This window comes from Leptothoe spongobia TAU-MAC 1115, from assembly GCF_018739885.1.
GTDB classification, from domain to species: domain Bacteria; phylum Cyanobacteriota; class Cyanobacteriia; order Phormidesmidales; family Phormidesmidaceae; genus Leptothoe; species Leptothoe spongobia.
The window spans coordinates 193,830-209,560 of record NZ_JADOES010000003.1 but is presented as its reverse complement, the minus strand read 5'-3'; the positions used below and the strand labels follow the sequence as shown (position 1 = coordinate 209,560).

The 15,731-nt window shown below is 48.2% G+C and carries 16 protein-coding genes; 13 read left to right on the top strand and 3 right to left on the bottom strand.

Annotated features, from left to right (window positions below; translation table 11 throughout):
* The first annotated feature begins 193 nt into the window (after positions 1 to 193).
* The 5 genes from IXB50_RS02535 (at position 194) to IXB50_RS02515 (ending at position 4,713) form a co-directional block, all read left to right on the top strand.
* Complete coding sequence (locus IXB50_RS02535; protein WP_215607355.1) at positions 194 to 1,051, top strand: spondin domain-containing protein; 858 nt, start codon at positions 194 to 196, stop codon at positions 1,049 to 1,051.
* Positions 1,052 to 1,287: 236 nt separating this feature from the next.
* Entirely contained in the window at positions 1,288 to 1,878 is a 591-nt protein-coding gene (locus IXB50_RS02530) for a sigma-70 family RNA polymerase sigma factor (RefSeq protein ID WP_326520709.1), read from the top strand.
* Positions 1,875 to 2,744 carry an anti-sigma factor gene (locus IXB50_RS02525; protein ID WP_215607354.1) on the top strand — a complete coding sequence of 290 codons (870 nt, stop codon included), beginning with the start codon at positions 1,875 to 1,877 and terminating at the stop codon, positions 2,742 to 2,744. The genes IXB50_RS02530 and IXB50_RS02525 overlap by 4 nt, the downstream gene beginning before the upstream one ends.
* Positions 2,745 to 2,829: 85 nt before the next feature.
* A complete protein-coding gene (locus IXB50_RS02520; protein ID WP_215607353.1) occupies positions 2,830 to 3,702 on the top strand; it encodes a vitamin K epoxide reductase family protein in 873 nt (290 codons plus the stop codon).
* Positions 3,703 to 4,041: 339 nt separating this feature from the next.
* Entirely contained in the window at positions 4,042 to 4,713 is a 672-nt protein-coding gene (locus IXB50_RS02515; protein WP_326520708.1) for a YdcF family protein, read from the top strand.
* Positions 4,714 to 4,754: 41 nt separating this feature from the next.
* Here the strand turns inward: IXB50_RS02515 and IXB50_RS02510 are convergent, their stop codons facing one another.
* From IXB50_RS02510 to pntA, 3 genes are all read right to left on the bottom strand, one after another.
* Entirely contained in the window at positions 4,755 to 5,321 is a 567-nt protein-coding gene (locus IXB50_RS02510; protein ID WP_215607351.1) for a Uma2 family endonuclease, read from the bottom strand.
* Positions 5,322 to 5,586: 265 nt separating this feature from the next.
* Positions 5,587 to 7,017 carry a Re/Si-specific NAD(P)(+) transhydrogenase subunit beta gene (gene pntB / locus IXB50_RS02505; protein WP_215607350.1) on the bottom strand — a complete coding sequence of 477 codons (1,431 nt, stop codon included), beginning with the start codon at positions 7,015 to 7,017 and terminating at the stop codon, positions 5,587 to 5,589.
* 172 nt (positions 7,018 to 7,189) lie between these two features.
* Positions 7,190 to 8,809, bottom strand: coding sequence for a Re/Si-specific NAD(P)(+) transhydrogenase subunit alpha (gene pntA, locus IXB50_RS02500; protein WP_215607349.1), 1,620 nt, complete (start codon positions 8,807 to 8,809; stop codon positions 7,190 to 7,192).
* Between the two features lie 849 nt (positions 8,810 to 9,658).
* On the opposite strand from pntA, the gene IXB50_RS02495 reads away from it, so the two are divergent.
* The 8 genes from IXB50_RS02495 to IXB50_RS02460 all read left to right on the top strand — a co-directional run bounded on the left by IXB50_RS02495 (position 9,659) and on the right by IXB50_RS02460 (position 15,648).
* On the top strand, positions 9,659 to 10,264 hold the full coding sequence (locus IXB50_RS02495; RefSeq protein WP_215607348.1) for a DUF2808 domain-containing protein: 606 nt from the start codon (positions 9,659 to 9,661) through the stop codon (positions 10,262 to 10,264).
* Between the two features lie 112 nt (positions 10,265 to 10,376).
* Positions 10,377 to 10,514: a 50S ribosomal protein L34 gene (gene rpmH / locus IXB50_RS02490; RefSeq protein WP_215607347.1), complete on the top strand. Its 138-nt coding sequence runs from the start codon at positions 10,377 to 10,379 to the stop codon at positions 10,512 to 10,514.
* 28 nt (positions 10,515 to 10,542) lie between these two features.
* Positions 10,543 to 10,923 carry a ribonuclease P protein component gene (gene rnpA, locus IXB50_RS02485; protein WP_215607346.1) on the top strand — a complete coding sequence of 127 codons (381 nt, stop codon included), beginning with the start codon at positions 10,543 to 10,545 and terminating at the stop codon, positions 10,921 to 10,923.
* The gene (locus IXB50_RS02480) at positions 10,913 to 11,302 is read left to right on the top strand and encodes a PH domain-containing protein (RefSeq protein WP_215607345.1); all 390 of its coding nucleotides are present in this window, start codon (positions 10,913 to 10,915) and stop codon (positions 11,300 to 11,302) included. Before rnpA ends, IXB50_RS02480 begins: the two co-directional genes overlap by 11 nt.
* Before the next feature lie 317 nt (positions 11,303 to 11,619).
* The gene (gene yidC, locus IXB50_RS02475; RefSeq protein ID WP_215607344.1) at positions 11,620 to 12,921 is read left to right on the top strand and encodes a membrane protein insertase YidC; all 1,302 of its coding nucleotides are present in this window, start codon (positions 11,620 to 11,622) and stop codon (positions 12,919 to 12,921) included.
* A gap of 54 nt (positions 12,922 to 12,975) precedes the next feature.
* Entirely contained in the window at positions 12,976 to 13,497 is a 522-nt protein-coding gene (locus IXB50_RS02470) for a Jag family protein (RefSeq protein WP_215607343.1), read from the top strand.
* Between the two features lie 106 nt (positions 13,498 to 13,603).
* Positions 13,604 to 14,116 (top strand): YceD family protein, encoded by a 513-nt coding sequence (locus tag IXB50_RS02465; protein ID WP_215607427.1) that lies wholly within the window; start codon positions 13,604 to 13,606, stop codon positions 14,114 to 14,116.
* Positions 14,117 to 14,133: 17 nt separating this feature from the next.
* Positions 14,134 to 15,648 (top strand): AAA family ATPase, encoded by a 1,515-nt coding sequence (locus IXB50_RS02460; protein ID WP_215607342.1) that lies wholly within the window; start codon positions 14,134 to 14,136, stop codon positions 15,646 to 15,648.
* Positions 15,649 to 15,731: the final 83 nt, after the last annotated feature.

Below are 15,731 nucleotides of genomic sequence, written 5' to 3'. Positions count from 1 at the left end.
CAGGCATTCCTTATTTCCGTTACATAGTTCTCAGTAGTTTTTCAAAGCCACCTCAGCGTAAAATTACGCCCTTCAACAACAATCCTTATGAAGGGGATGACCTTCCCATGCCAGATTTCTCCAGTTATTAGGGGTGAACTGTATCTGTGCGGAAGGCACTTGATATTTCCACTGAAGTTTTATCACTCTAGTTATGAATAAGTTTGCTCTTCGTTCCCATCGCGTAGCGTTAGCTGCTGCAATGGCTTTGGGAACTGTGACGACAATGGCAACAGCGGCCTCTGCTGCTACGCTGCGGGTTACAGTTGATAACCTTGCGCCTACAAATGGTGGTTTTTTAACCCCTGTTTGGGTTGGTTTCCATGATGGTACGTTCGATCTTTATGATCGTGATGTGTCCTTAGACGGTTTTCCCGGTATGGAAGCGCTCGTAGAGGATGGTGATACGGCTCCGTTGACGGCGTCTTTTGCTAATTTAGCTCCCACTGGGGTTGATACGACCCTGGTGAGTGATGGTCCTCCACCTTTAGAACCTGGTGAAAGCGTTAGTTTTGAATTGGATGTTGATTCCTCGAATCAGTACTTTAGCTACGCTTCCATGATTATCCCTAGTAATGATGCCTTCATTGCTAACGGCAATCCCCTAGCACACGAAATCTTCGATGATGCCGGTAACTTTTTGGGAGCTGATTTCCTCGTCCTTGGTAACGAGGTGCTGGATGGTGGTACTGAGGTGAATGATGAGTTGCCAGCGAATACAGCTTTTCTCGGTCAAGCTGCTCCCAATACGGGTGTCGATGAAAATGGGACTGTGGTTCTTCACGAAGGCCTGAATGTTGGCAACATCCTGGGTACAACAGATTCTAGTGCTCTCAATGGCCTACCTCTAAATTTTACAGGTGCTGACTTCACAGCTCCTGGCTACCAGGTGGCTCGCTTCCGGGTCGAGCTTGTAGAGGAAGTAGATGTACCTGAGCCTGGGACGATCTTGGGACTGATGGCAGTGGGTAGTTTTGTTGTCGCCAGTCGCAAGCGTAAGCAAACGGCCTAACAACTTCTCATTCTCAGCTGAACAAGAACATAATTGAGCCAAATGGGGAGAATGTCAGTTCTCCCTTTTCTTTTGGCTGTGCATCCGATTGATGAGCACAGCCGTATACCTACCACGGGCCTTATTCAGAGGGCTGTGACTGACATGGGGAGAACGGAGGTTCTCCCTTTTTTCGTGGGTGTGCATCCGATTTGGATTGGTGGACGTATACCTATGGAAACCTGATTAGTAGAGTTGTGACTCAGGCAGTAGATGGAACAGCTGTGATGGAGCGTGAAGCTGATGGGGCTGTGGTAGCTCGTCTGTGGGAGGGAGACTTGTCTGCTTTAGGCATTCTCTACGATCGCTATGGAACCTTGGTGTATGGGATTGCTATGAAAGGGTTTCATCGGGTGACAGAGGCGGAGGATTTGACCCAAGAGGTGTTTCTGAGTTTGATGCGGACTCGTTCTTACGATCCCTGCCGTGGTTCCCTGGCTAGCTATTTGACCACATTGACTCGTTCGCGGGTGATTGATCGGCTGAGGGCACAATCGACTCAGCATAAGTATTTGAACCAATGGCGTCACAATCAGTCTGGTGTTGACTCGGCTACACCCATGAAGCACATTACCCAGCAAGAACAACGGGCTATCGTGCGTCAAGCGTTAACGACGCTCAAGGCGCAGCAGCGAGAGGTGTTGGAGCTCAGTTATTACGAGGGGCAGTCTCAGCGGGATATTGCGGAACGGTTAGGGGTGCCCCTGGGCACAGTGAAGAGCTGGGCACGGCGTGGGCTATTGCAGCTCCGTAAACAGTTGGATGTTTTGAGGGAGGATTTATCATGACTAAGCCCCTTTCTCATCAAGAGATGCAAGAGTTGGCGGCTGGATATGTGCTAGGGGATTTAGATTCGGCAGAGGCTGAAGAGTTTTGCTCGTTATTGGCTGAATTGCCTGCCCTGCAAGCGGAGGTGGTCGCACTCCAGGATACGTTGGCGATGATGCCCTATGGGTTAGAGGAGGTCGAGCCTGAGGGGGGGCTGCGATCGCAAATTCTCTCTGAAGCCCAAGCCGAACTCGCGCCACCCCGACCAATGCCCTTAAAAACTAGACGCATCCAACCACGTATTCCTTGGGCGATGACTACCGCAGCAGCTGGGCTGGCCATGGTTTGTGGCCTCGCCACGCTCTATCTCAGTAATCAGGTCCGTAGCCTTCAGACTCAATATCCTCAATCGGAGCTGGCCAGTTCTCCCGACCCAGTTGGCATTGCTCAAACCTGGTCGGGGCTGAGTCAGCTGCTCCAAGATCATCAAAGGTCTTTGACAAATCCCAAGGGGCCTGTTGATTTTGTGGTGCAGCAACCGGATGAAATTCCTGCACGGGTACAGGGGTTTCAGACAACGGTGGCAGCACTGCCATTATTGCCTGCTCAGCAGGGGATATTGCTGGGGGGAAGTAATTGTCAGCTTGGCAATAACAAGGGGTTGCGGCTCACCTACCAGCTACCAACTGATAAAACGGTGTCTGCTTACCAGTTAGATGTCACCGATGAAGGGTTTCCTGAATTTCAATCAGCTCAGTTGACGTTACAGCAACCGGATGGTAGGGGCATTGTGCTTTGGCGTAATGAGACTTATCTCTATGCCCTGGTAGCAGATTTGCCCACAGCAGAATTGCAGAGTTTAGCCTATGCGATTGAGGGCATTTAAACGCGTGTAGGGGCGTTCCATGGAACGCCCCTACACGCGTCGATCGACAAATAGCAATAAATTTTAGATCTACATATTTAGAAGAATGGCACGCAAACGTAAACAACCGACTACTTGGCTTCATCGTAATTCTCGCTATCTGATGGCGGGAGTGTCTGCGGCAGGATTGCTGTTGGCCATTGGCTGTATGGCCAAAGGGAGCAGTGCCTTGGCAGGCAGTGCTTATGTTCAATTAGGCGGGCTGTCGCTACCTTTGTTGGGTGCGATTTCATATCTCCTGATGGGTGTATTTGCCATTGGTCCTGTTGTGACCAAAAATAAATCTCTGGAAGGACCTACATGGCTAGGATTGTTTATTGGCAGTACTGCTATGACAATCTTTAGTGGTTATTTGCTCTACATTATGTTTGGGGTGTTGCAAGAACCTTGTGTGCCCTGTTTGTTATCAGCCGTTCTTGCCTTAGGTCTGTGGGTCTTGTCCCTAATGGGTAATCGTTGGGAGAGTTTTGGGCAGTTGTTGTTGCCGGGTATTTCCGTGGCTCTGGTGGCAACTATTGCGACGACAGGACTGTATGCCTACGCGCAAAATCCTGACAGCTTTACTGCAGGCAATCCTCCTCCTATCGTTGAGACTAACTCTGGTGCTTCAGAAATCTCTTTAGCGAAGCATTTGACTGCGATTGGGGCTAAGAAGTATGGGGCTTGGTGGTGTCCCCACTGTCATGCACAGCAAACTCTCTTTGGTAAGCAAGCGTTTGAGCATTTGACCTATGTGGAGTGTGATGAGGAAGGTGTGAATCCTCAGCCTAATGCTTGTCGGACAGCTGGAGTACAGAGCTATCCTACTTGGGAAGTGAATGGTGAAGTCTTGGCTGGGGTGCAGTCATTACAGACCTTGGCAGCAGTTTCAGGCTATACCGGACCTCAGGAGTTTGTTAATCAGACGTCAGGACATTAGTCCTGGCCTAGAACGACTGTGGCGTTAGGTTATGTTAATGCTATCCACAATACGGGCAAGTTTTAGATGATAGGGGAAGCGACCGCGCGGTCGCTTCCCCTACTTCAGAATTATTGCGACTGTGATCTGAGTATTCCTAACCTGATTTTTCGTGGCCAGCATGTATCTATTCCAAGGTGATCTCTCAAGCTAGTAAGGAAGCACCTTTATTAGGTCGTTTTTATCACATCTATGCGTTGCCCTAAGTGCAAACATTGCTCGGTGCAAAAGCATGGCACCCCGGTTAGATTTGTCCAACCCTATCAATGTAAAGACTGTCAGCATATTTTTTATCCATCAGTGCGTTCTGCCATTAGATGGGGAATAGGCATTTTACTGATTTTGGGACTATCACCCTGGTGGGTGAATCGAGGATTGCGGCTGTTGGTGGCCCGTCCAGATAATGGTAAGCCTGTAGATGCCATTGTTGTTGTCGGGCGTGGCCATGACTATCGTGAGCGCCGGACACAGGTAGCCGTAAAACTTTGGCAGGAAGGTCGGGCTCCCCATATTTTTATGAGTGGTGCCGCAGACGCGCCTGTTTTGTTTAACCTGGCTAGGGAATTGGGGGTGCCAGATGCAAACGTGAGTGGTGAAGCTTGTTCGGTGACAACCTGGGAAAATGCATTCTATACCAGTCGATATATGCCGTTTGATCGGTCTTCTTCAGAAAAACCTCGAATTCTGCTGGTTACCGATAGTTTGCACGTTGGGCGGACGACATTACTTTATCGCAATCTTGGGTTTGAGGTGGTTTCTCATCCGATCCGGTTAAATTTTGCCCAGTGGCGTGTGCATATTAAGCGCGAGTTTATGGCAATCATGTACTACATTGGCACCCGTCAAATTTTTCCACCTCAGCCTGAGAAACTTGAACGGGCCGGTAGGGCCGCTGAGAAAAGAGTCGTAAAGTGGCAGTGTCTTGATATGGAAAAGGCACATATTCCCAAAGATCGATGGTCGTCCGAGTAAATACAGGACAGAGAAAAATTAGCAATATCTATAGCAACGATTTAGCCAGCGAGCACTTGTTTAGCTGTTAACTCTAGTTTGGGAAATAACGAAGACTGTAAGCGCTGATCCTGACGGAAGGTGCCTTCTTCGTATAGGCCATCGGTCCACACTAAAATGAGCACTTGCTGTTCACTGGGGTCTACGATCCAATATTCTTGGATGCCTCGGGCTGCGTATTCAGAGCGTTTGTGGCGGTAGTCGCGGTTGGCTTGACCGGGGCTAACAACTTCTACGACTAGCTGAGGTGGTGGCATGTCGTAGGTAATGATCGAACGGCTTGCTCCTTCTAAAGCTAAAGCAGCCTCTTCAGATAGGATGGCTAAATCTGGTAAGCGGACTGTGGCTAAGGTCCCGCTGACGGCAATTTCTAGTCCGATTCTGAGACAATAGTGAGGGATTCCATGCTGCGAAAAATAAATCAGCAGGAACATAGCAATACGCTGATTGATATCGCTTTCAGCAGGCATTTCGATTAACTCTCCGTTAACCAGCTCATAGCGTTTTTCGGTGGGAGCCTCGTAGGCGAGGTAATCGGTTAGGGTGAGCCGCTGCTGAGCAACTGTCATAATTTGAGCCGGATGCTTTCCTGGCTCTTATTGTAGTTGTAATTTTGTGACCCAGTATTCACCAATAGCTCATTATTCAGTAACCTATACTTTATGTAGAACGCTCTGTAAGCAGAATTCCTTGTGATTGCCCTGTGATATGAGGGCCGGTAACCTGCAGAGCGGATTATTTGGTGTACCTCTAAAGAAGAAATAGGAGCCCACAGTTAGGGACTCCTATTTCTTCGCCTTAAAGATGACTTAGAGGTGAGGTGAGTTCGATATCCTACGCTGTCGCTAACTTAGGCTGTGCTGAGGTTTCAGACTCCTGCAAACGTCCCAAAATCGCATTGGTATTTGCTTTCGCATCACCAAACAACATTTGGGTATTGTCCTTAAAGAACAATGGATTTGCCACACCAGCATAGCCAGCCGACATACCCCGCTTCATCACCACAACATTGCGAGCCTTCCATACTTCCAATACTGGCATCCCAGCAATCGGACTCTCAGGATCCTCCATCGCGCTGGGGTTCACCGTGTCATTTGCACCAATGACTAACACCACATCAGTTTCAGGGAAATCATCATTGATTTCATCCATCTCCAACACAATGTCGTAGGGCACATTCGCCTCAGCCAGTAGTACATTCATGTGACCAGGTAAACGACCAGCCACTGGGTGAATGCCAAAGCGCACATTGACACCACGCTTAGTCAATAGCTGAGTAATTTCAGAAACCGCATGCTGTGCCTGAGCCACGGCCATGCCATAACCAGGGGTGATAATCACACTCTGAGCATCAGCCAGCAGTTCAATCGTGCCATTCACATCGAGTTCACTAACGGTACCTTCCACACTCTTGCTGCTGCCACCTTTGCCAGATCCCTGACCAAAGCCGCCCAAGATAACACTAAAGAAGGAGCGGTTCATCGCCTTGCACATGATGAAACTCAGGATGGCACCGCTACTACCAACCAATGCACCAGTCACAATCAGCAGGTCATTGGAAAGCATGAAACCGGCGGCAGCAGCAGCCCAACCGGAGTAGCTGTTGAGCATGGAGATAACCACAGGCATGTCGGCACCACCGATGGCAGCGACAAGATGGATCCCAAGGACAGAGGAAAGGGCCACCATGCCTAATACATAGTTAAATCCCTCAGTTCCTTCAGCGCCCATAAATGCAACGCCAAGGATGACAGTGCCTACCAGCAACCCAATATTGAGCAAATGCCGCGCAGGCAACATCAGCGGCTTACTACTAATCAGCGCCCGCAGTTTACCAAACGCAACCACCGAGCCAGTAAAGGTCAGTGCTCCAATAAAGATGCCGATGTAAATTTCTAGCTTGTGGATGGTTTCCTCAGCTCCAACTAGTGTCGGATCGGGTCCCAAATAACTAGCCAAACCAACCAGGACTGCCGCCAGACCGACAAAGCTGTGGAGAATTGCCACCAGCTCAGGCATTTCAGTCATTTCCACACGAGAAGCGACTAAGCCACCAATCGCAACGGCAGGCACGATTGCCACTACCAAAAGGCCATAGGCTGTTAACTGAGAACTTAGGGCTGTGGCAACCAGGGCAATAATCATGCCGATAATGCCGTAGACATTACCTCGCTTGGCGGATTCTTGGTTGGACAAGCCACCCAAGCTCAGAATAAAGAGAACAATGGCGACCAAATAGGCCACCGCAACAAGATTGTTAGACATGGGAGAGAGATTTTGTAGAGGGGGTTAGAGATTTTGGTTGGGTGGTGAGTAGTGAGTAGTGAGTAGTGAGTAGTGAGTAGTGGAGCAGGATTCGCTAAGGGCCAGTTACATAGCCTTCAAGCATCAGCCAACAGTTCCACCATTCACGATTTACCACTCACCATTCACCCTCTTACTTCCGAAACATCTTCAACATCCGCTGGGTCACTAAGAATCCACCCGCGATGTTGATGGTGCCGATAAAGATGGCAATAGCACCCAAAATGACCGTAGGTGACATTGCCTGACCCGAAATCTGCAGCATGCCGCCAATGATAATAATGCCGCTAATGGCATTGGTTACACTCATCAATGGAGTGTGTAGCGATGGGGACACATTCCAAATTACCTGCCAACCAACAAAGCAGGCCAGGATAAATACAGTGAAGTGAGAGAGGAATGAAGGTGGGGCACCCACGCCAATGCCAATCAGGCCCATGGCGGCAAAGGCAACACCGATCCATTTCCAAGGCAATGATAATTTAGGTGTGTCAACAGCAGCATCGGCTGTATCGGTTGCTTCTGTGATTTTCTCCGCTTTGGGAGGTGCTGGTTTCTCGGGGTTAGGTGCAGGCCATGTGACCTGACCCTCATGGCTAACTAAAGCACCCCGCACCACTTCATCGTCGAAGTCCACGGTATACCCTTCAGAACCACCCATGTCGTTGAGCAGATGGTACAGGTTCATGCCATAGAGCTGACTGGACTGTCCTGCCATGCGGCTAGCCAAGTCGGTCAGTCCCACAATCGTCACACCATGGTGGCGATAGACTTCTCCCGCGCGGCTGACTTCACAGTTGCCACCTTGGGCTGCTGCCATATCGACGACGACCGAACCAGGCTTCATTAGCTCTACGGTGTCTTTGGTCACCAGTAGCGGTGCTTTTTTGCCGGGAATCAGAGCGGTAGTGATGATGATGTCTACTTCTTTAGCCTGCTCGGCGAACAGTGCCATTTCTGCTTCGATGAACTCTTTACTCATCACCTTGGCATAGCCGCCAGATCCAGTGCCGTCTTCTGCAAATTCCAGTTCTAGGAACTGGGCACCCATGCTCTCTACCTGTTCTTTCACCACAGGGCGAGTGTCAAAGGCGCGCACAATTGCACCGAGGCTTTTGGCGGCACCGACGGCGGCTAGACCAGCGACACCTGCACCGATAACCAGCACCTTAGCGGGAGGTACTTTACCTGCGGCAGTAATTTGTCCGGTGAAAAAGCGGCCAAAGTTATTAGCGGCTTCAATGACGGCCCGGTATCCGGCCACATTCGCCATGGAGCTGAGGGCATCCATTTTCTGGGCGCGGCTGATGCGAGGTACTGAATCTATAGCTAGAGCAGTCACTTGCTTGGCTGCTAGCTGTTTGACTAAGTCAGTATTCTGGGCAGGCCACAAAAAACTGATCAGAGTCTGACCACTATGCACTAATTCAGCTTCATCACAGTTGAGTTCGGGATGATGGGCTGGTGGTTCTACTTTTAAGATGATATCGGTCTGTTCCCAGAGTTCGACAGCATTAGCGATGACTTGGCAGCCTGCATCACGATAAGCCTGGTCTGAAAACTCAGCCTGCTCGCCAGCACCTGTTTCTATCAGCACATCGAAACCAAGGGACTGGAGCTTTTTGGCAGTTTTAGGTGTGGCTGCAACACGGCATTCCCCTGAAGTAACTTCTTTTGGGATGCCGATGCGCTTTGAGCGTTCGGGTTGCGACGCCTGTTGGTCGACAGCACCGTGATCGAGTGCAATGGTCATAGTGAATCCTTTGATTAACTAGCTTGGGCTAACGACTGTTGTAAAAACACTATGGAATTGGGATCGCAATTGATCTCAATCCAATAGGAATAACTTTAGATTTAGTGTCTTTACTTAACTAAAAGGTGGGTGATTACTCTGACGTATAAACCTTTGTTTCAATACGTGACCTGATCTAGTCCAAACCTCTGCAACAAGATCTTTCAAGTGGCTTGTAACTGATTTAGGTAAAGAGCTTTACGATGCCACTCCGTTCTTACTGCAAGACGCTATCGGTGGCTGAAACGTCTGGGGGGCAGGTTTATATGTACAAGCGGTAACACTAATCAAAGCTGATATGGGGATTACAAACTCAGCAATAACATTGCTTTAATTCTGGCAAGTTAACTATCGAAAAGTGTGAGCTTCTTTAAGAAGGTTTATCTTTTTTGACACAAATCTAGGATGACTAAAAGTTTGCTGGATTTATGCTGAAGAGTCTCTTTTTTTAGGGCGAAAACTATGTCTCTGCTCACTCTACAAGATAGTTATAAGTATGGGTTCGTTACCTAAGACATACTTATGACGATGGATAAGCGCACACGACTTTGGGTTTTATTGAGTATGCTAATCTTAAGAAAAATTTCGCTCTGTAAATGTGCGATCGCAAGTGTCCGCAAAGATGCTCTTCCAGTTCTTATTCCCCTTGGTGATAGTTGCTGCGACAGACTTTTATCCGCGTGATCCTATGATGTGAACTTTACAGCTGGGTCAATTATTCAAACCGTCCCTTTTATAAGGTGATGGCCTGTGACCCTGTGATAGTTCTAAGTGAGTTCTGATTTGTAATGTGAGCTTGAGGAGTGAGCAATGATGCTTAAGAACATTGTCCGATGGGGGTTAGCTGGTCTGCTACTTTCATCCGCTACAGTTGCTGGGATAAATGTGCCGACTCTGGCTCAAAGCTATGAGTCAGACGGTCTGACTCTCTTTGGCGGTTCAGATTCTGAATATCGCTTGACCTACAGATTGCTCAATAATGAGCCGCGTAATAAGCGTACTAGGTGGCAGTTAGAGGTGCGTGGTGAACAGCTTCAGACTGCAACATCCGCGCTTGTGGTTACTTTGCCTGAATCCTTTACGCGTTATAGAGGTCGCATCGATCTTGATGAGATCACTGTCCGCTACGGTCGCATTGATAGCGAGGGTGAGAATATCGCAGTTGATGAGGTGCGCTGGGATGATGTTGTCTTTAGTGGAGCCAATGATCTATCAGACGAGCTAGATAAAATCGAGATTTTCCTGGCTGAAGATATTCCAGCGGATACGTCCATCACGATTGAATTTAATAAAATCAAGAATCCCACTCGTGCGCTGATGCTGCGTACCAACTTGCAGGTATTTCCCCGAGGTGAGGAACTGGCTACCTATGTCGGTACTTGGGAAATGCTGGTGGCTTACGAAGATCGTGACTAGTCAGTAAAACTAAAACAGCCTACCCACGGTTTGCTGGAACATGTTACTATCAGAAACCGCGCTCATGGGCGCAAGATAGTATTTTGTTTCAGCAGATTTAGGAGCAATCGCCATGACCAAGCGCACCCTAGGCGGTACATCTCGTAAGCGTAAGCGTGTTTCTGGCTTTCGAGTGCGGATGCGTACCGTTAATGGCCGTCGTGTCATTCAGTCCCGTCGTAAGAAAGGACGTGCTCGCCTAGCTGTTTAGGCTAGTGAGTTGAGTTGCGATCGCATCCGTGGCTTTACCCAGGCAACATCGACTGCGGTCTCCGCGTTCATTTTCAAAGGTTTATAAGCAAGGGCGACGAGTAAGCAGTCGCTACCTTGCCGTTAAAGCCCTGAAAAATCCAGCACCCGATGATGGCTCATTAGATAAGTCATCATCGGGTGTTTATTTTGGTGTCTCTATTAGTCGTAAAGTTCATAAACGCGCAGTGGTGCGCAATCGCATCAAGCGTCAGATCCACGCCGCTTTGAGAATTCTCTTGCCCAGGACTGTTGGCACTTGGTGGGTGGTGATCAATGTGCGAACTTCGGCTACTGCCTGCGAATATTACGAATTTTTGCGAGAATTAGAAAGTCTATTATTAGAGCTGGAGGTGCTGCATGGCAATTAAGGAGGAAGTTTATTACGAAGGCGGTCCTCACATCGGTGATTTGATTTTTAATTGTGTTCTGGCCATTACGATTGTCTTCATTCCCATTACTATTGGGGCTATCATTCGTGCTCTTTGGGTTCGCTATCGCATCACGAGTCGTCGTATTTCTGTGACCGGTGGTTGGATGGGGCGTAATCGTACTGACTTGATTTACTCTGAGGTTACACGTGTGGCTGTTGTACCTCGTGGTTTAGGTCTGTGGGGTGATATGGCCGTGCACCTAAAGGATGGGAGTCGACTAGAGTTGCGGGCTGTACCAAATTTTCGTGAACTCTATAACAAAATCACTGAACATATCTCACCTAAAGCTCAAGCTGCAAGTCGAGTGAAAATTTAGGGTAGATGAGCCATTTAGGTCATGGTGGTAACAGAATTTGTCACCTGTTGGGTCCTAGTTTGTACTATGACTGATTCAAAACCGCTTATAGGAAGATGGATCTTGTGATGCTTGAAGTGAGTCAATGGGCAAGCTGCATGGCTTTTGCATGTCCTGCTCGCCCAAGTGGTAATAACCGTCAATGTAATAGGTGGAACACCGTCACCCATCTTCCTTTACCTGGGTGAATAACTGGTCCTTTTTGCTTTGAATCACCCTAAGGCTTGCAATATTCAGATACATTAGAGTTCGGTATGTAATTTGCTCGGTAATCGCGCATGGATTTCGGTATTGGATTTCTGACGAACAACATAATGCTGCCAATCCTAGATTTTTTCTATGGGATTGTGCCTAGCTATGGTCTGGCCATTGTGGCTTTGACCCTCCTGATTCGCTTTGCGCTCTATCCGCTTAATGCAGGGTCGATTCGCAATATGCGTCGCATGAAGATCACCCAGCCCCTCATGCAGAAGAAGGTCAAGGAAATTCAAGAGCGTCACAAGGATGATCCGGCCAAGCTCCAGCAAGAGATGGGCGGCGTATACAAAGAGTTTGGTAATCCTTTAGCAGGCTGCTTTCCGGTAGTTTTGCAGATGCCTATTCTATTTGCATTGTTTGCCACCCTACGGGGATCGCCTTTTGCTGATATTACGTACCCAGTGAATCTCCAAATCCTTCCCCAAGAAGCAATCGAGCAAGTTCAGCCTCAAGCATTTTCGGCCAAGCCATCTAGTCTATATATTGCCGATGGTGAGCATTTTCCTGTCGCTGCAGTTTTGCCGGGTGGTAATCGTATCGGTGTTGGTGACACTACAGCCATACGCCTACAAACTCCTGATGGTAAATCTGTTCAGCAGTTAGCTAAAGAGTTTGCCAATGATCCAGCTGTTTTTGTGCCTCAGTGGGAGGTTACTAAAGGTCAAGAGTTTGTCAAAGTTGATGAAAATGGCCAGATCACGGCATTAGCCCCTGGTGATGTTACCGTTCAAGCCAAAGTTAAGGGATTAGCCGCTAATAAAGGATTTCTCTTTATCAAAGAATTGGGCCGTATTGGTGCCATGGGTGATGATGGAGAAATCCATTGGGACATCCTGGGCATGGTGCTATTCTTTGGTATCAGCCTTTATGTCAACCAGCTTTTATCCGGTCAGTCTTCTAGCGATAATCCTCAGCAAGAAACTATTACAAAGCTGACACCTGTGCTGTTCTCTGGCATGTTTTTGTTCTTCCCCTTGCCTGCGGGTGTACTGTTGTACATGGTTTTGGCTAATGTTTTTCAGACAGCGCAGTCATTTATTCTTTCTAAAGAGCCCTTACCTGAAAATATTCAGGCTTTAGTAGATGATCAAGAAGCCAAGGCTGTCAGTGCTGATCGAGGCGCACTAGCCTTTGAACCAGGTTCTAGAAAGGCTGCTCCTAAAGAAGGAACACAGTCGAAGAAGGGTAGTAATCAGTCATCTAAGACTGCATCCAAAGGGCGAGCTAAATCTAATAAAGCTAGCGGTAAGTCCAGCTCTACTCGCTCTAAGGGTAATAAGAAATCTGGCGGTAGCTCCAAAAAGAAGGTGTCTAACCGATAGGTAAAGGTAGACTTATGGGTAGCATTTAAGGCGCTGAAATAGGTGTGAGTACGTATGGGCGAGCAGCAAGATCAAAGTGGCATCCAATGGTTGTCACAATTGCTAGATCATCAAGGGGTTCAGGCGAACGTTACCGGTCAACATATAGACGATGATCTAGGTGATAGTAGTTTTTGGCTAACTATTGAAGATTCTTCTCTGACACAGTCTCAGATTGATGGTTTGTTGGGTGACCGAGGCCGGGTACTGGATGCGATTCAGTACTTGGCCAATACGGTTCTAAATATTGGTCAAGATCCTGACCAGCAGCAGTCTTACACTATTGAACTGCAGGGTTATAGACAACAGCGTCGAGATGAACTGAAGGCCATTGCTGAGCAAGCCGCAGAATCAGCGCTAGCTAGTGGTGGAGAGCATGAAGTAGCTGATTTATCCTCTGCGGAACGGCGTCAGGTCCATACGTTTTTGAAGGCCTATGGTGGATTAGAAACCTTTAGTCGTGGTCGGGAGCCTGATCGGCGTTTGGTCGTTAAATCCTTGGCTGGGGGTAGCTTTGCTGACGCTGAGGATGAGTAAAGCTTGCTGCTTATAGTGAGTTTTAGCGCTCATCTGTTGTTTCCAGGCACCCATATTACTGGTTAAATTCATTCTTTGGCCCTTCGAATCGATTATGCAGCGGCCCATGCAGCGAATATATATTCCTCATTTGGTGAAAGATCCGGGGCAGACTCGGAAAATTGAGGTTAATGATTATCTGAAGGATCTAGAAACCCTAACGCCTGTTAAGGGGCTGATTCAGATTCAGCATCGTGGTAATTTTTTGGAGGTTTCAGCTCAAGCAGAGACCATTACTACTCTGACCTGTCATCGTTGTTTGCAAAACTATAATTTCCGTATCCAAGTTGATACGTCAGAGTTTATTTGGCTGCAGGAGCCCCAACCTCAGGACTATGCTGAAGAAGTTGAAGTGGGTTTGGATGAGCTATTCGAAACCTTGCCACCTCAAGGTCATTTTGAGCCTGCTAAGTGGCTATATGAGCAGCTATGTTTGGCGATACCTCAGCGGCAGCTGTGTGATGCTGCCTGTGAAGGTATCGTTAACCCACTGGCCAGTGATGCGGATAATAATACGTCAGCATCTACTGATCAACGCTGGGCTGCTCTATCTGCCCTCAAACAACAGCTTTCTGATTAAGGGTCCACTGTTTTCCTATGGCATTTCAAGAGGAGTTAGGACTACTTATTCGGGCCCGCTACCCGTTGGTTTATATTCCCACTCGTGAAGAAGAGCGGGCCGAAGAGGCAATTGCAGCAGTCGCTTCTAAAACAGGTAATCGAGCCATTTATGTTTGGGACTTTGTCGATGGCTATCAAGGTAATCCAAGTGATGTAGGAGTGGGGCGACGTAATCCCTTACAAGCTTTAGAGTTTGTTGAGAAGTTATCTTCTACTGCGCCTGCTGTTTTAATTCTGCGAGATTTTCATCGTTTTTTGGATGATATTGCAGTTTCTCGAAAACTGCGAAATTTAGCTCGATTGCTCAAATCTCAACCGAAAAACATTATTATTTTGTCAGCTCAGTTGACTATTCCGGATGAACTTAGTGAGCTACTGACGGTTCTAGAATTTCCCCTGCCTACAGTTGACGAAATCCGACGCGAAATAGAAACCTTGCTAGGAGCCATGGGTAATTTGCCAGCGCCTAAGGCGTTGGATGCATTGGTTCGTTCTTGTCAGGGACTTTCCATGGAGCGGATTCGGCGAGTATTAGCGCGAGGAATTGCGGCTAATGGGGTGTTTAGCCCTGATGATATCGATCTGATCCTTGAAGAAAAGCGGCAGACTATTCGCCAGACGCAAATTCTTGATTTCTATCCAGCTACAGAGAAAATTTCTGATATCGGTGGACTGGATAATCTCAAAGATTGGTTGATTAAGCGTGGTGGTTCATTTTCTGAGCGAGCGCGGCAGTATGGTTTACCCCATCCTCGAGGCCTGATGCTGGTAGGTATTCAGGGGACAGGCAAGTCTTTAACAGCTAAGGCGATTGCCCACAATTGGTATCTACCGCTGCTGCGTTTGGATGTGGGACGTCTGTTTGCTGGTTTAGTGGGGGAGTCTGAGTCGCGTACACGACAGATGATTCAGCTGGCGGAGGCATTAGCGCCCTGTGTGCTATGGATCGATGAGATTGACAAAGCGTTTGCTGGATTTGAAGGGCGTGGAGACTCTGGCACCACAAGTCGCGTTTTTGGGACGTTTATTACCTGGCTCTCAGAGAAGACATCACCTGTGTTTGTGGTGGCGACGGCTAATAATATTGGCTCCCTTCCCCCCGAATTACTGCGTCGGGGTCGATTTGATGAAATTTTCTTTGTAGGTCTACCCAGCCAAGCCGAGCGAGATGCTATTTTCCAGGTGCATTTGGGTCGCTTGCGTCCTCATAATGTAAAAAGCTATGACACTAGTCGTTTGGCCTATGAGACGCCAGATTTCTCAGGGGCTGAAATCGAGCAGGCCATTATCGAAGCGATGCACATTGGCTTTAGTCAAAATCGTGATTTCACAGTGGATGATGTTTTAGAGGCGGCTAGTCAGCTGGTGCCCCTGGCTCGTACGGCTAAAGATCAGGTGGATGCGCTTCAAGCTTGGGCAGCATCGGGGAAGGCTCGGTTAGCATCGCGGCAGTCTATGCTTAGCGATCGCATGAAGGAGCTAGGAGATTAGTTCCTAAACCATGTCCAAGTTGAAACCTGTAGTTTCTCCCACAGTAAAACGACCGTCCTGGCCCTGGACAAGGCTTATATCTG

Coding starts and splice junctions, on each gene's coding strand:
- IXB50_RS02535 (WP_215607355.1), top strand. CDS start 194: ATGAATAAGTTTGCTCTTCGTTCCCATCGCGTAGCGTTAGCTGCTGCA.
- IXB50_RS02525 (WP_215607354.1), top strand. CDS start 1,875: ATGACTAAGCCCCTTTCTCATCAAGAGATGCAAGAGTTGGCGGCTGGA.
- IXB50_RS02520 (WP_215607353.1), top strand. CDS start 2,830: ATGGCACGCAAACGTAAACAACCGACTACTTGGCTTCATCGTAATTCT.
- IXB50_RS02510 (WP_215607351.1), bottom strand. CDS start 5,321: ATGACAGTTGCTCAGCAGCGGCTCACCCTAACCGATTACCTCGCCTAC.
- pntB (WP_215607350.1), bottom strand. CDS start 7,017: ATGTCTAACAATCTTGTTGCGGTGGCCTATTTGGTCGCCATTGTTCTC.
- pntA (WP_215607349.1), bottom strand. CDS start 8,809: ATGACCATTGCACTCGATCACGGTGCTGTCGACCAACAGGCGTCGCAA.
- IXB50_RS02495 (WP_215607348.1), top strand. CDS start 9,659: ATGATGCTTAAGAACATTGTCCGATGGGGGTTAGCTGGTCTGCTACTT.
- rpmH (WP_215607347.1), top strand. CDS start 10,377: ATGACCAAGCGCACCCTAGGCGGTACATCTCGTAAGCGTAAGCGTGTT.
- IXB50_RS02480 (WP_215607345.1), top strand. CDS start 10,913: ATGGCAATTAAGGAGGAAGTTTATTACGAAGGCGGTCCTCACATCGGT.
- yidC (WP_215607344.1), top strand. CDS start 11,620: ATGGATTTCGGTATTGGATTTCTGACGAACAACATAATGCTGCCAATC.
- IXB50_RS02470 (WP_215607343.1), top strand. CDS start 12,976: ATGGGCGAGCAGCAAGATCAAAGTGGCATCCAATGGTTGTCACAATTG.
- IXB50_RS02465 (WP_215607427.1), top strand. CDS start 13,604: ATGCAGCGAATATATATTCCTCATTTGGTGAAAGATCCGGGGCAGACT.
- IXB50_RS02460 (WP_215607342.1), top strand. CDS start 14,134: ATGGCATTTCAAGAGGAGTTAGGACTACTTATTCGGGCCCGCTACCCG.